This is a genomic window from Metabacillus sp. RB-C-LZQ-3-1 (genome assembly GCF_058315175.1).
In genome coordinates this window covers 20,259-34,431 of sequence record NZ_JBZFLI010000005.1, presented here as the reverse complement: position 1 = coordinate 34,431, position 14,173 = coordinate 20,259, and the positions used below count along the sequence as shown (strand labels likewise).

General features: G+C 34.7%; 14 protein-coding genes. 5 read left to right on the top strand and 9 right to left on the bottom strand.

The window, feature by feature from the left end; all coding sequences use genetic code 11:
* Nucleotides 1-171: 171 nt before the first annotated feature.
* Entirely contained in the window at nucleotides 172-1,941 is a 1,770-nt protein-coding gene (locus AC4GZ8_RS09520) for a glycoside hydrolase family 3 C-terminal domain-containing protein (protein WP_491081617.1), read from the bottom strand.
* Nucleotides 1,905-3,008: a glycoside hydrolase family 3 protein gene (locus tag AC4GZ8_RS09515; RefSeq protein ID WP_491081616.1), complete on the bottom strand. Its 1,104-nt coding sequence runs from the start codon at nucleotides 3,006-3,008 to the stop codon at nucleotides 1,905-1,907. The genes AC4GZ8_RS09520 and AC4GZ8_RS09515 overlap by 37 nt, the downstream gene beginning before the upstream one ends.
* Before the next feature lie 583 nt (nucleotides 3,009-3,591).
* Between AC4GZ8_RS09515 and AC4GZ8_RS09510 the strand changes: the two genes are divergently transcribed.
* From AC4GZ8_RS09510 to AC4GZ8_RS09500, 3 genes are all read left to right on the top strand, one after another.
* Nucleotides 3,592-3,774 carry a hypothetical protein gene (locus AC4GZ8_RS09510; RefSeq protein WP_491081615.1) on the top strand — a complete coding sequence of 61 codons (183 nt, stop codon included), beginning with the start codon at nucleotides 3,592-3,594 and terminating at the stop codon, nucleotides 3,772-3,774.
* Nucleotides 3,775-3,993: 219 nt separating this feature from the next.
* The gene (locus tag AC4GZ8_RS09505; protein ID WP_491081614.1) at nucleotides 3,994-4,398 is read left to right on the top strand and encodes a hypothetical protein; all 405 of its coding nucleotides are present in this window, start codon (nucleotides 3,994-3,996) and stop codon (nucleotides 4,396-4,398) included.
* Between the two features lie 196 nt (nucleotides 4,399-4,594).
* On the top strand, nucleotides 4,595-5,113 hold the full coding sequence (locus tag AC4GZ8_RS09500) for a methyltransferase family protein (protein WP_491081613.1): 519 nt from the start codon (nucleotides 4,595-4,597) through the stop codon (nucleotides 5,111-5,113).
* A 114-nt stretch (nucleotides 5,114-5,227) separates the two neighbouring features.
* On the opposite strand, the gene AC4GZ8_RS09495 is transcribed toward AC4GZ8_RS09500, so the two are convergent.
* Nucleotides 5,228-6,205: a DnaD domain-containing protein gene (locus AC4GZ8_RS09495; protein WP_491081612.1), complete on the bottom strand. Its 978-nt coding sequence runs from the start codon at nucleotides 6,203-6,205 to the stop codon at nucleotides 5,228-5,230.
* Between the two features lie 392 nt (nucleotides 6,206-6,597).
* Complete coding sequence (locus tag AC4GZ8_RS09490; protein ID WP_491081611.1) at nucleotides 6,598-6,921, bottom strand: hypothetical protein; 324 nt, start codon at nucleotides 6,919-6,921, stop codon at nucleotides 6,598-6,600.
* 318 nt (nucleotides 6,922-7,239) lie between these two features.
* Between AC4GZ8_RS09490 and AC4GZ8_RS09485 the strand changes: the two genes are divergently transcribed.
* Together AC4GZ8_RS09485 and AC4GZ8_RS09480 are read left to right on the top strand one after the other, a co-directional pair.
* Nucleotides 7,240-7,899: a hypothetical protein gene (locus AC4GZ8_RS09485; RefSeq protein ID WP_491081610.1), complete on the top strand. Its 660-nt coding sequence runs from the start codon at nucleotides 7,240-7,242 to the stop codon at nucleotides 7,897-7,899.
* 18 nt (nucleotides 7,900-7,917) lie between these two features.
* A complete protein-coding gene (locus AC4GZ8_RS09480) occupies nucleotides 7,918-8,490 on the top strand; it encodes a hypothetical protein (protein WP_491081609.1) in 573 nt (190 codons plus the stop codon).
* Nucleotides 8,491-8,935: 445 nt separating this feature from the next.
* Here the strand turns inward: AC4GZ8_RS09480 and AC4GZ8_RS09475 are convergent, their stop codons facing one another.
* The 5 genes from AC4GZ8_RS09475 to AC4GZ8_RS09455 all read right to left on the bottom strand — a co-directional run bounded on the left by AC4GZ8_RS09475 (nucleotide 8,936) and on the right by AC4GZ8_RS09455 (nucleotide 14,073).
* Nucleotides 8,936-9,601, bottom strand: coding sequence for a PH domain-containing protein (locus tag AC4GZ8_RS09475; RefSeq protein ID WP_491081608.1), 666 nt, complete (start codon nucleotides 9,599-9,601; stop codon nucleotides 8,936-8,938).
* Nucleotides 9,602-9,614: 13 nt separating this feature from the next.
* On the bottom strand, nucleotides 9,615-10,844 hold the full coding sequence (locus tag AC4GZ8_RS09470; RefSeq protein WP_491081607.1) for a YHYH domain-containing protein: 1,230 nt from the start codon (nucleotides 10,842-10,844) through the stop codon (nucleotides 9,615-9,617).
* A 366-nt stretch (nucleotides 10,845-11,210) separates the two neighbouring features.
* The gene (locus AC4GZ8_RS09465) at nucleotides 11,211-11,717 is read right to left on the bottom strand and encodes a hypothetical protein (RefSeq protein WP_491081606.1); all 507 of its coding nucleotides are present in this window, start codon (nucleotides 11,715-11,717) and stop codon (nucleotides 11,211-11,213) included.
* A gap of 534 nt (nucleotides 11,718-12,251) precedes the next feature.
* Nucleotides 12,252-13,220 carry a tRNA dihydrouridine synthase gene (locus AC4GZ8_RS09460; protein WP_491081605.1) on the bottom strand — a complete coding sequence of 323 codons (969 nt, stop codon included), beginning with the start codon at nucleotides 13,218-13,220 and terminating at the stop codon, nucleotides 12,252-12,254.
* Between the two features lie 211 nt (nucleotides 13,221-13,431).
* Nucleotides 13,432-14,073, bottom strand: a complete 642-nt coding sequence (locus AC4GZ8_RS09455) for an ECF transporter S component (RefSeq protein WP_491081604.1) — start codon at nucleotides 14,071-14,073, stop codon at nucleotides 13,432-13,434.
* Between the last annotated feature and the right edge of the window lie 100 nt (nucleotides 14,074-14,173).

The following is a 14,173-nucleotide window of genomic DNA, read 5'->3' as shown; positions in this document are numbered from 1 at the left end:
AATAAGTATTGTGCCAGTTGATTAGAGCTCCAGGATGCTCGCTTTCCGCGGGGCGGGCGGTGAGCCTCCTCGACGCTTTGCGCCTGCGGGGTCTCAGCTCCCACAGGAGTCTCGCACCTTCCCCTCCAATCAACCTAAACAGTTTTGTTTACGAATCTTTTATCTTTAAAACTAGGCAATAAAACGAAAGTGGCTGATCAAAAGTGAGTCTTTGAAAACGAAGTAGATTTCTTCATTTTCAATTAATTTCTCTGTAACAATTGTACAGGTTATTGTAGACCATGTTTTTGTTGGTGAATGGGCTTTTAAAGTTCCGATTAGGTCGCCGTCTGGGCTGCCGAGACGGATTTCGATAGTAGATGCATTTTTGACACGTGCTTCTAAGGATTGAACACCTTGCATTAGGTTCACATTAGAAAAGTTGATCCAAGAGCCTTCTTTTTTTGCATAAACAGAATGTTTCCCCTTTTCTCCTTCATCAATTAACACATCATGGTAATCATCGTAATTTTCCGCCCGCGTTACTTCGTATAAATTACGGGGAGGGATAACCTCACCTTGAACGAATAGGTCCTCTGTAAACTTGATATCTGATGAGGATTGACCAACCATCAATGTATATGCTCCTGTTTCAACTGTATATTTCTCTCTTGTCACATCCCAAACTGCTAATTGTTGTGCTGGAACTTGAAACTGTATTTCTTTTGTTTCTCCAGCTCTAATATATGTTCTCTTAAAACCTATTAATTGTTTCAGCGGCCTTTTATATCTAGATTGTTTTGCATGAACATATAGCTGGACTACTTCATCTCCAGGCAAATCACTCGTATTTTTCACCTTCACAGATACCGTTACTTCTCCGTTTGCTTCAATTTCTTTTGAGCTTAGCTTTACTTCATGATAGTCAAACTCGCTATACGATTTTCCATGGCCAAATGGGTATAAAGCTTCACCATCAAAATATTGATATGTCCGCTTTCCTTTAATAATGTCGTAATCCAATAAATCAGGCAGTTGCTCAACAGAACGGTACCATGTCATGCTTAATCGACCTGCTGGATTGTAGTCCCCAAATAAGACATCACTGATCGCATTTCCAAGCTCTTGACCTGCATGGGATGTGTAAAGGACGGCTGGAATGTTCTCCTCTACCCAATTAATCGCAAACGGATAGCTTCCCACTATGACAACAATCGTATTTGGGTTTACGTTATACACTTCTTTAATCAATCTTTCTTGTGATTCAGCTAGCGTAATATCAGGACGATCAATCTCTTCTTTACCGTTGATAACCGGATTATTTCCAACAAAAACAATCGCTATTTCCGAATTTTTGGCCGCTTCTACTGCTTCTATTAACCCATTTTCAAGAACTTCCTTTGTAAAAGAAGTACTTTCAGACACATCCTTTGAATCTGTTACCAATAATTTATTCTCTTCATCTAGTTTAATGGCTTGGTGATTCCATGTTGTTAGTTTGAGATCATTGTTTTCCCCTGGCACCAGATGAAAAGCTTCTTTAACAAACCATCCGTACACTTCATCCGCTGATGCTGAAACATGAACATCATCTTCTGTGGTCAAATATTTCCCATTATCTACGCTTCTTAACGTGTAGTTATCCCAGCCCCAATCGGATAATTCAAATTTTGCCGCCTCATCCTTACTAGCTTTATCTGCTACTAAAGAATTGTCTGATTTGTTGCTATATCCGATATATTGATCCTTGGATTTGAATAGGACCTTATCATTTCCACTATGAAATGAAACTTTCTTTTCTTGTAATTTCTTTTTTATGCCTTCAAAAGGAGTAACCTGGTACGGATGGTTCCCAGAATACCAATCACGATAAACGATATTGCCTAATGGTCCAATCACGGCTACTTTACTTAATGTTTCTTTATTTAATGGCAACATATTGTTGTCATTTTTGAGCAACACAATCGATTCCTTTGCTGCTCTAGCTCACTATGTTTTGGATCACAAATGACAGACTCTGTTATGCTTGCATATGGATTAAGTTCTTCAGGATCAAATTCACCAAGAAGAAAACGGACTCTGAACGTATTTCGCAGGGCATGCTCCACATCATTTTCCGTTATCAGATTTCTCTCCAGCGCTTCACGAATCGCTTGTGTTGTTGTATGAAAATCATCTGTCATACTATCGATTCCGTTTTTAATCGCATGTGCTACTGAGTCAGCATGGTTGTCATAATATCCATGATCATTTACGACCCCTAATAAATCGGCTGCATCACTGACAATAAATCCATTCATCCCCCATTTTTCCTTTACGATTTCTTTTACATATGGGTGAAGAAGTGCAGGAGTTCCATTTATTGAATTGTAGGCGGTCATCATAGAATAGGCTCCACCTTCTTTAAATGGAAGCTCAAATGGCTTTAAATAGTATTCATGCATATTTCTTGGATCAATACTTGCTGAGCATGTTCCACGATCTATTTCGTTGTTATTAGCTAGAAAATGTTTAAGCGTTGCCACAGCTTTAAAGAAAAAAGGATGTTCACCCTGAATTCCCTTCACTAACGCTGCTGATAGTTTTCCAGTAAGATAAGGATCCTCTCCATATGCTTCTTCTGTTCTTCCCCAACGAGGATCTCTTTCCATATCAACCGTTGGAGCCCATAATGTTAACCCATTTACCTCAGGATTCTTTTTATGAAAAGCACGGGCCTCTGTTCCGATCACATCTCCTATTTCTTTCATAAGCTCGGAATTCCAAGAACAAGCTAACCCAATAGGCTGTGGAAAAGAAGTCGCCTCCCCTAACCATGCCATCCCATGTGCTGCCTCTGTTCCCTGCTTATGCGCCCTAATCCCAAGTCTAGGAATAGCGGGCTGATACTGGCACATTAACTCTACTTTTTCATCTAATGTTAAACGAGAAATGAGGTCATTTACCCTTGTCTCTAGTGGAAGGTCTTTGTTTAAAAAGTGTAACACTACTCCTTTTGTTTCTGTTTTTAGGCTGTCTGCGGATTTCATTTTTAGCCCACCCCTTTATCTTTGTTTTATCACTTTTAAGAAAGCGGATACATAATTGTTATCTTTAAGATACCATTGAAATCTGCCGTACAAATACCCTAATTATTAGAGATAATATCCATGGTGATTTAGAGGTTTTTAGCTTAATGATTATGTTCAAAATTGATAATTCTTATTAAAAAGACTATAAAGGTTTTATTCTAAAAACCTTTATTCATTATTGCGCCATATATCCACCATCAAGTGTTAAGGTATTACTGGTCATGTAAGAAAATCATCAGACGCAAGATATAATACCCCTTTTGCCATTTCCTCTTTTAAAAACCTTCTCCTTTTCATATTCATTTCCTAAATGATTTATGTAACTTCCAATTTCCTCCCCCAATTTTCACCTCTATCGGCTGGTTCCTTCAACTAGAAAACATAGTTTAAACTAAACTAGTTTCCTATTTATTAATAAATTGGGACTGCCCTTTTTTTATTTTCGTTATATTTGCTTTATTACTTCAATTTTTTATTTCATAGAATGAATGATATAAGAGGCCTCTTATAGAAACTAAATGAAAGAGGGAGGGAAAGTTTAATGGCTGTTTCTATTCAACAAACCCCTGGTGATACTCTTGGTACTCTTCTTTGTCTGCTTGGAAGATTTTTAGTGTTTTTACTTCTAATTGTTGTAGCTCTTCTTGCAGACTTATTAATAGGCACAGATACTGGAGATATGATTAGAGCGCTTGCCGAAGATATTGCTAGTCAAGGTTGCTAATCAAAAGAAAACTAGTAACTGATTAGTAAAGCTCCTAATCTTGTATGTTTAAACCTAGAAGATGATGTAATGATCTTCTAGGTTTTTTTTTATTTTAGATCTAAAAGAAAAATATTCACTTTTCTATGACAGTAACACACTACTTTTCACCTCATGGAAATAAGATATAAAAGGAGTTCCATAGCTTTCCTATTGATTAATTAAAAAGGTGGTAAAATTATGAATGAAAATAATGATGAGAAAAATGTAATGAATACGAATAAGACTGTAAACAATGAGGCCTTCAAGAACCTGGCAAGCAACTTGTTAAAAAATGAAAAATCATTAGGTTCTGTCATGCAGTTAGCAACAAATCTTTTAAAAAATGATTCCCTCCTAAATTCTATTATGGATCGAGCTGCAGTCAATCAGAGTGCTAAAAATCCAGTTTCTAAAGTTACGGAACAAGAAACTACTACTGCAGAAACGCAAAATCAAGAGAATTCCACTAATGATATCTTATTCGAGCTTTCATCTTTATCTCAAAAACTTGATAAAATCACGACTGAAATTTCATACTTAAAAATGGAATTGCAGTACTTAAAAGAGCAAAATAGAAAATTATTAATAAAAAGGAACAATTAAATAATCTATGTAGACCCTTTATGTTTGCCTGTATTTTTATTACCGTTATGGACACAACCTAGTGAAACATTTCAAAACAAAACTAAGTTGTGTCCATCAAAATATACTAGTATTAGAATGAACTTCTACATATATTGGCGTAATCGTAATATAAATAAAGTAGCAAATAAACACCACTATAATAAGGTGGGATAAAATGAATGCATTTTTGACAGTTATACCAATTTTACTCATAAGGTATGGTCTAATGAGCACAATAAGTAAAGAAGGTTCTAAACGTGCAGCTTTCTTTGCTCCATTACATCGAAAAGAAAAACTTGCTTACTGGATTTATCAAATGACGACCCTTCTTATCCTATTATTTTTATTACTACTCGAAATTAAAACAGACTCTGTATGGTTTTATACGGGCTTGATCATTTATATTTCAGGAATCGTTTTATACGCGGTATCAATAGTAAATTATGCTAATCCTAAAATAAATGGGATAAATGTAAACGGGTTATACCGAATATCCCGCAACCCTATGTACATTGCATATTTCATTTGCTTTTTGGGTTGTGTATTGCTTACACAATCATGGATATTGTTAGGGTTATTAATCATCTTCCAAATATCATCCCATTGGATTATTCTTTCAGAAGAAAGATGGTGTATCAAAAAATTTGGAAAAGATTATATAACGTATATGAATAGAGTGCGTCGTTATTTTTAGGATAAAAATGGCATCAGCGTCTTGTTCAACACCTCCCGATTCCCGAATATCAGACATCATTGGCCATTTATTAGTTCTGGATTGAAAAGGTATTAAGCTGATTCTCCTTTATGCTCACCAATCTTCACCTGCCGTTATATCAAGATCAACTCCTCTCGGAATATCCCTTCCAGCAGGTATGGATTCTGGTGATTGGTTATGCCTATGCTTTTGATTCTCTTGATAAGCATCAATTTCTTCAACAGTCAGCAAGGATTCACTTTCCCAGTTTTTCAGAATCCCAAGTACATAGTTCAGTTTACGCTTATTATTAGCACAGGCAATACTCATAGCTTTTAAGATCACGTCTTTCGGTTGTAAAAAGCTAGAATGATCTAGCCAAGCTAACAACCGCTCTTTTGCATTCACGTTTGAAAAACCAAATCCATTGTTATCCCAAAACTCAACGAGTTCTTTCGCATCGTTTGTTTTCTGACTTTGTGAATGATCCTCTATGTATGAATGATTCTCTATATTTGAGTAAAAAGCTTTTTGTTGTTGTTTTTGTTGTTGTTTTTCTTTTTCTTCTTCTTTTTGTTTTTGCCCGCGTGACGTTTTACATGATACAGACGTATCGTCAACCTCTCCGTATTCAGAGTCTTTATCTATATCATTTTCACCGCAATCCTCTGACTCACAAAAAGATTCATAAAGACTACGAATTTCCTGTTTTTGAATAGATTCCAACACATACGAAATAAGCGAGGTGTCCTCGACCTCTTTTAATTCAGAAAAAATACAATCCATTATCGGCTTCCCGCCTTTATGAAGATTATCTTTCCCCCAGTATTTAATAGCGAGTTCTCTTGTTTCTGAATTGTAACGAATCAATTTGTATTCCTCGATAAATCGCTCCATTATCGACTGAATAATCTCCACCGAACACTTCAAATCAAACGCCATCTTTCTCTTCGTAATGCGATAGATTCCAATTTGAGTCGTACGTGGATTCGTAAGGAGATAGAGGTAAAATAACATTTCCTCCTGGGTCATCTCTTCTATAACAATTGGATTCTCCCAAAAACTAGTACGCACCATTCGATATTTTGCCATATTTGATCACTGCCCTTTCCTTTTAGAAAATGTTCTTTTCACCATCTATATAGGGTTAAATGACGGAAAGGGAGCGTAGATTTACCAGAAAAATGTGAACATATTGTGACGAAGCATTGTTGTTATTTTATCAAATGAAAAAGACCATAAAATATATTGGTCTTTGATTAATGTTTATAAATGTGACATATATTCAAACGCCTTCGTTCCATATACTCTTTTAAAGCATACGATCTTCATGGGTCCTGGAGTAAACATTACAATATATTAAAAAAGATGTAAAATTCATGAGGTATTCTCATCGAATTTTACATCTTAGGATTGGATGGTAATAGTATATTATTGCTTTTTCAACTTTGTACAGCTCTTCATTTAAAAGCAGGGGCTTTTCTTTATTCTTTCATTTCGATGATGTCCGGATTTTTATCCTTACTTGCCGCATCCACAAGAATAAATATCGCCGATAAAATATGCATAATCATACCGACAATAGGAATCCAGCCGATAGCTGATGTTACAATTCCGAGGATATTACCGTTCGCTTTAACTCCAACCTTATTCGAGAATACCAATACTACGATATGAAAAACCAGCATAATGAGTAATGGTGTCCAAGCAAACCCTATTACAATACTTCCGCCTATAATTGGTATACCTAAAAGCGCTTCAAGTCCACCTGAAATCCACTTTAACGTTTTTACTGTTTGTCTATTCATGAAGACCACCTTTTTCATGGTTATATGTTACTTCTTCCTATTATACGTACAAAAATGTTATAAGTTTCAAAATTAGTGATATTCCTTACAAGATGCAAACTGAGTATGAGACTCGAGTTTAATGATTCATCTAACTCACTCCTGACTGAATATAGAAAATTCAACGTTTTACATTAAGGTCAAATTCACATTTGGATATTTGTGGTAATATAATGAATATCCCTTTTATTCCATAAAAATATACATAATCAAATGAACTACTCAACACAGATCTATCTTGAGTTTCTTTTTATAAATCTAAATTTCTGAGAGGCTATTATGTTAAAGAATAAAAAACTCCTATTTGTTTCTCTAATTCTCTTTGTGATTTCAATTAGTTTAAATTTTCCTTTTCCACATAAATATCCATACGGTAGAGTACTTTTCTCAATATTGAATATCCCAATTCAAACTACACATGGATTACAAGTTGTTGGAATCACTTCGTTACTTTTCCTAATCGCCAGCCTTGTCTTCCTTTCAAAATCATTAAAAAAGCATAAGGGGCGATTTGTTCTGCTTGCCATTGTATTAGCTATGATTTTGCCTCTATTCGTTGCAGGTATTTATCAAAAAACATTCGCAACAGGGATCTATGCCATTTCCTATGAAGAAGTAACAAGTGAATGCAATTTTGACATGATTACTGACAATACAATGCAAGCTATATGCAATTTCTCATTTAAGAATAACAGCAACAATAACGTGACATTTTACATCAATTTTTATGAAACATATCCATTCGAGGAAGATGCAAAAATGATTTCACTCTTAGGAATGAAGGCACCCTTCAGGGTAAACATGGAGGCTAAAGAAAGCAAACAAGTAAAAATCAAGACGATGATTGATGTTTCAAATATAAATAATCATGTTGAAAATGGCACAGCATCATATGTGAACATCATCATACAGGCAGGAGATAAGATTAGGAAGTTATAAATAGAGGTGATTTTTTTGATGGATATTGCATTTATGATCATCATTGTGATTATGTGCTATTATCGAATATTTATTAAAGCTAAAAAAGACGACTGGAGCAGATTTCGTTCTGAATCACTCACAAACTTAGCCCGCTACTTGCACTTCGGAACAATGATATCCATCTTTATTGTCATTATCTATGATATATATTGGGTGATGTGGATTGCTCTCTATTCCATGATAGGATTGGTTCTATGTTTAAAACCCAAAAAGGAAGAAAATCAATTTTGGAGGAATTTCATATTCATTATCCTTATACTCTTGGTTTTTAATATACTTAGAATTCCCAGCCATCTAAATTCATTCCAAGATTACATAAGCAGCAAGGACATGTACCAGTGTGTTCAGAGTTTTGAATGTGTGAAAATGACTTCTGTTACAACTTCTGATGACACCTTAACAACTAAGGTGGAAATTTTATCAGTTGAAGATTACTCATATGATTTTTACTACTTATTTGCAAAAGGTTCTATGAAGCTTGCAAATGAAGATGGAAGTGTTGATGAAATGAAGGGATTAAATATTGCGGGGTTTTGGATTGAGTATTGAGTATTGAATAGGGAACTGAAGGGTTTTAGGATTGATCATAAAATATAAAGATCTCCTCTTCTTTGCAAAGTTACAGGAATTACGTGGTTGGCCTTGGCCATTTCTTTTCTGTTTTGTACACATTTCCTCAATTTAAAAAAGCCCCCAACAAAGTAGTTGGGGCCTTAAGGAGCATAAGTTTTAAGATATAAGTGGTCAAGTCGAAAAGACATTCCCGAAGGAAATAGATTTTGAATTGCGTTTTAAAGTTCGATCACTTGAACCATTGGCACATCGCTATTTTCTCCAACATTTCCTAAATTTGTACCGTACGACCTGTCCATTTATGTTCCCCTTATATAATAAAGGTTGATATTTATAAAGTAGATTGTCGGTTTGGTATAGCTTATTAAAGTTTATCTACTTTTTGATAAATGAGGGATACTCTTCAAGTACCTGCTGTTTCTTACTTCTTACTAGACAAATTTAAAATTAAGTCTCCTACACGCTTTATCTGATCCACATCAAATATCTCATCAAACTCTAATTTTCTTTTCCCATATTGAATGCGAAGTCCTCTTTCAAGTAACCCATCTTTGAACCAATTAACATTGATGATTGTTTGATAGCGGAACTTTTCCATGTGGTTGAAGTCCCTTGTTAAGAACAACACTCTCTTATTTGTAACAATTAAATACCCTTTTATTTCCTTCTTGCTGGATTTGTCATATTCGCAAAAAAGAAAAGTAAGTCCCTTCTCATTTGACTCAAACACTCTTTCATATAATGCATTAAAAAACTGCTTATTTCTTTTTACCTCATTGAATTCGTACTGAGTATAACTCATGTTATCTATATCTACTACTTTTGCTAGTAAGGTAAGAACCTCTTGTTTCTCGTTAGCTTCCTTCTCTTGTCTAATTCTTTCATTCTCTGCTCTTTTTTCTGCTTGTTCCTTTTTTAACTTCTCCATTTTCTCAGCAGTTTCTTTTTTCTTACGTGTTTTTCCAGCTTCTTTTTCAATTCTATACTTTTCTACCTTTTCTTTAACTTGCTCAGGTTCTTCCTTTTTTGTAATTAATTTTACGAAAGCATCTTCAACCTTATAACATATTGATCTATAGACTCCCATTCTCTAAACCTCCTTACCCCACCATTTTTTTCGCTACATAAAAACGACGTGCTAGCCAACCAAAAATAATAATACCTAACCCACCTACAGTAGTAGCAGTATCCTCTTTTTTCTCTTCTTCATAAACTTCATATCCCTGTTCATAATAGTGTTTATAAATGACTTCCGACTTCAAATAGGTTTTAGGAACAGAATATTTTTCTCCATTTAACCCTTGATTGTATGCATCTTCTTGAATATTTTTAATCTCTTTGTTGGACTCAAAACCTTCTTTATACCATTCTATATATTTTTCATTCTCATAATCTGGTTCTTTGTAATCTAACATAGTAAAAGCAGCTTCGTATCCCTTTTTTATATAACTATCCTTTAACTCAATTTGACCATTTTCAAAACCAGATTTATATGCCTTTATGTAGATATCCTTAATATCTTTTGGCTCATTATTTATATCTTTTTTACCATCATTGTAACCCTTGTCTTCATACTCTTTCTTTTTGGCTTCATCTCTAATTGCAACACCTTTGTTAAAACCTTCTTCAAATGCTGTTTTTAATTGTTCATTTTTCTGGTAGCTTTTTGGAACTACAAGCTTATCCTGTTTACTTCCTAGAGCTTGTCCAGCTTCAGTAGCTTTATTCTTTTCTGCTTCAAACTGTTTCAATCCTTCTGCATACCCTTTTTGATAACTAGTTTTATAGCTTCCTACATAAGCTTCTGAACCATCAACATTTAGATTCTCTTCTTTTCCGTTTGATCCATCATTTAAACCCGCTGTATATCCTTCCTTTTCACCATTTGAACTGTCTTTTTCAGCTTGTACTTTAGCTAACCGTGCATCACTGCCATTAATCTTGGAAGTGTCATATCCACTTGGAGCTTCACATGGAATTCCATCATCAACAGCATTTCCCCATCCATCTAACTTTTCTGGATCATTTGTTTTGCTATACCCTTTTGAATTCCAATACTCGACTACTTCTTCATATGAACCAAAATCAGAACAATCTTTATCCCAAGACTGGCTAGATGCAGGTGAACTTGATGAAGAACTACTACTACTTGAAGATGAGGATTCTCCACCGCCATTGTGGTAATGGTATCCCGTACATAACCCTTTAGCTTGTGATTTTTCAGAACAATTATGCCCTCCGGAACTGTCAGTTCGCCCAGAATGAGCTTCAACAATGTTTTGAATCGATAATAGTGACAATAATACCAATAAAATTGTAAACCTTTTCATTTATATCCCCCTATATATATATCTATTTTGTATATCGGCTATTTTACTATTATTCTAAAGACCTTCGTAGGTATTTTTGAAATTTTATCCATATGGGTATAAAAATTGTAATTGACTTCTAATGTAATATGGCTAATATAAACACCTATACTTACAGGAAATAAAAAGCACCCTAAAAAAGGATGCTCAATCTAACCTTTTATTATTGTTTTCATTTCTCACTGGATATCTCTCTAAACCTCCAATAGTTGATACTTAATGAATTGTATTGAATAGAAAATTATTTTCCATTATAGATTATGGAATTTATTTACCGAAAATAAAAAGCATCAAAAAAATAAGTACTTTTAACTAATAAATATTAGACTAGCTCTTTTTAAATTCGCTTTTAATCTGTTCTAATAACTCTTTTACTTTTTCATACTGTTTATCATTTGCGTATTTTTCAAGAGTTTTAAATTTGTCTTTTAACTGGTTCGGAATAGATCCTGTTGCTTGAAAATGTTTAATATAAGCAACCATAACCCCATATTTATCTACTGCAGATTGTTTATCTTTGAAGAATTCTTCGGAGTAGTATTCTATAAATCTTTGAGGTGAGCTGAATTCAGGATGCGTAATGATGTCAGGATTTTTCTTTGGTCTCTCTTCTGGTTTTTCAATTGAATCAATTACTTCTTTAGTCTGTTTGATTTGTTCTGCTTTAGCTTTTTCCGAATCAATATATCTGTTATCGAATTTTTGCATTAATATTAAAGATACTAGGGAAACGGTAAACATCAAGCTGATAATTCCGATAACAGAAACTATCAACCAAAGAATAAGTTTTTTCCAACCAAGTTCTAAAGTTTTCTCCTTGATTTTATTAAACAAATTCAATCCCCCTTTCGATAACAATGTTATTTATTGCCAAAGTCTATGTCAAGAGCTTCGGTATTACATCCTTTCTATTAAATATACCGTTACAAGTGTTGCTGGGTTTTATAATTCTGTTTACTCTGTTACTTTTTTACGTCTTTCCACAAGAACAACCTCCAATATAAAAAGACCTCAACATAATTGTTGAAGTCTTCATTTTAATAGGTTTAGGATATCAGTGGTCGGGTGAATATACTCAAAATTCCCTTTCTTTAATTCCACCATCGAGGTAGTAGTAACTACTTAGTTGTATTCTGGGTTAATTCTTCTTTGGCTGAAAATCAAATAATTAGATTCACTAGCTAATTAATCAAGACACTTCACCATCTCCACCCCATAGCAGTCGATACCTAATCTTTAACATGTAACCGAGATTTCGGCAGGCGTAAAAAGCAAAAAATTGGCGGGAATGAGTTTTGTTTCATATCACTCACACCAGCCAATTAAGTATATAATATAAACTCTAACTTTTGGAGACTGCCTGTCTCATCAATCTTCTTTTAACTCAAAGTTATCAAGCAATGCACGTACTTCATCTGTTGAATCTGTGTTCATCAATTGATTTCTTAACTCACCTGCTCCTCGAAATCCTTTGACATATATCTTAAAGAAGCGATGAAGAGCTTTAAATGGACGTGGCTCTAATTCTTTTGAATATTTATCATGAAGATCAAGATGCAATCTTAAGAGATCAAGCAATTCCTGACTGCTATGATCTTTCGGCTCTTTTTCAAAGGCAAATGGATTTTTAAAAATACCACGGCCAATCATAACTCCGTCAACACCATATTGACTGGCGAGCTTCAAACCAGCTTGACGGTCAAGAATATCTCCATTAATCGTCAAAAGTGTATCTGGTGCTATCTCGTCCCGAAGTTTCTTAATGTCCGGAATCAGCTCCCAATGAGCATCTACTTGGCTCATTTCCTTTCTTGTACGCAAATGAATAGAAAGATTCGCGATGTCTTGTTTCAATATATGTGTTAGCCAGTCCTGCCACTCATCTACTTCCGTGTAACCAAGCCTTGTCTTCACACTTACGGGCAATCCGCCCGCTTTTGCTGCTTGTATGATTTCTGCAGCGACTTCTGGACGAAGGATAAGACCGCTTCCCTTTCCTCGGGATGCCACATTAGGTACAGGACAGCCCATATTAATATCAATTCCCTTAAACCCAAGTTCCGCCATACCAATACTCATTTGTCGGAAATATTCGGGCTTATCTCCCCATATATGTGCAACCATTGGTTGTTCATCTTCTGTAAAAGTCAAGCGTCCACGTACACTTTGTTTTCCCTCTGGGTGACAATAACTCTCCGTGTTTGTAAACTCTGTAAAAAACACATCAGGTCTTGCTGCTTCACTCACGACATGGCGAAACACAACATCTGTCACATCTTCCATTGGTGCAAGTACAAAAAATGGACGTGGTAAATCTCGCCAAAAATTATCTATCATATTCAAATTCAAATCCTTTCATTATGGGATACTAAGCAAACTCTCGTCCCAAAATTAAAAGCATAAATATTCTTGATTCTTTAACACTTATACCATGCTTAAGCACTATTTATCAAACTATAGAAAATTTTAAACATTATTAATCTTGCTGCTTTTTTATATCCGGTAAAGTAAGCTACCATCTAAAAAATTAGAACTAGGTAATTAAATCCTAACCCATTTCTTTTCGATTACCTTTTGATAGCTTAAATAGAGGCGGAACAACTGTCGCTGTTACAAATGCAGCAAGCAATGCCTCAACAACTCCATTTGTAAAAAACACAGTTAAAACCGCTTTAAAAATTGCACTCGTGCTGTCCGCATTAATAGCTTGTGCATAAGCATCCTGAAATAATAATGAAATAGACCCCATGACTAAAAAGGTATGAATAAAAGTTGTAAGGAGCCCAGTTAAAAAGAAAGCCGGTTTCTGACTGGCCTTTTTCTTTGTTATAAATTTATGAACAACTTTAAAAATATAGTAAGGAATAAAACCAATTATTACTCTTGGAACGATTGCAACAAATAAAGCCCAAAAACTCCCTTGGCTTGTCCCTAAAACAGGAATTGCTGGAGAAAATGCAAATGACAGTAATGTTGGAGCGATAGTATTTGTTGCAATACTAGTGATTCCAAACACAAATCCTAGAAAAGCACCAATTTTCGGCCCTAAAATAATGGAAGCTATAATGATTGGAATATGAATGATAGTCGCCTTAATTACACCTAAATGTATAAACCCAAATGGCGTAAAAGCACATAATAATATAATAGATAAAAAAATAGTAGTTAAAGTAAAATCTTTTATTTTCAATTTCTAGCTCCTTTAGATTTAATCTTGTTCATCAAGTTCAATGAAATAATGATCCTTACGATAGGAAACTGCCTCCATTGCTGCTATCAACTTTTGATCA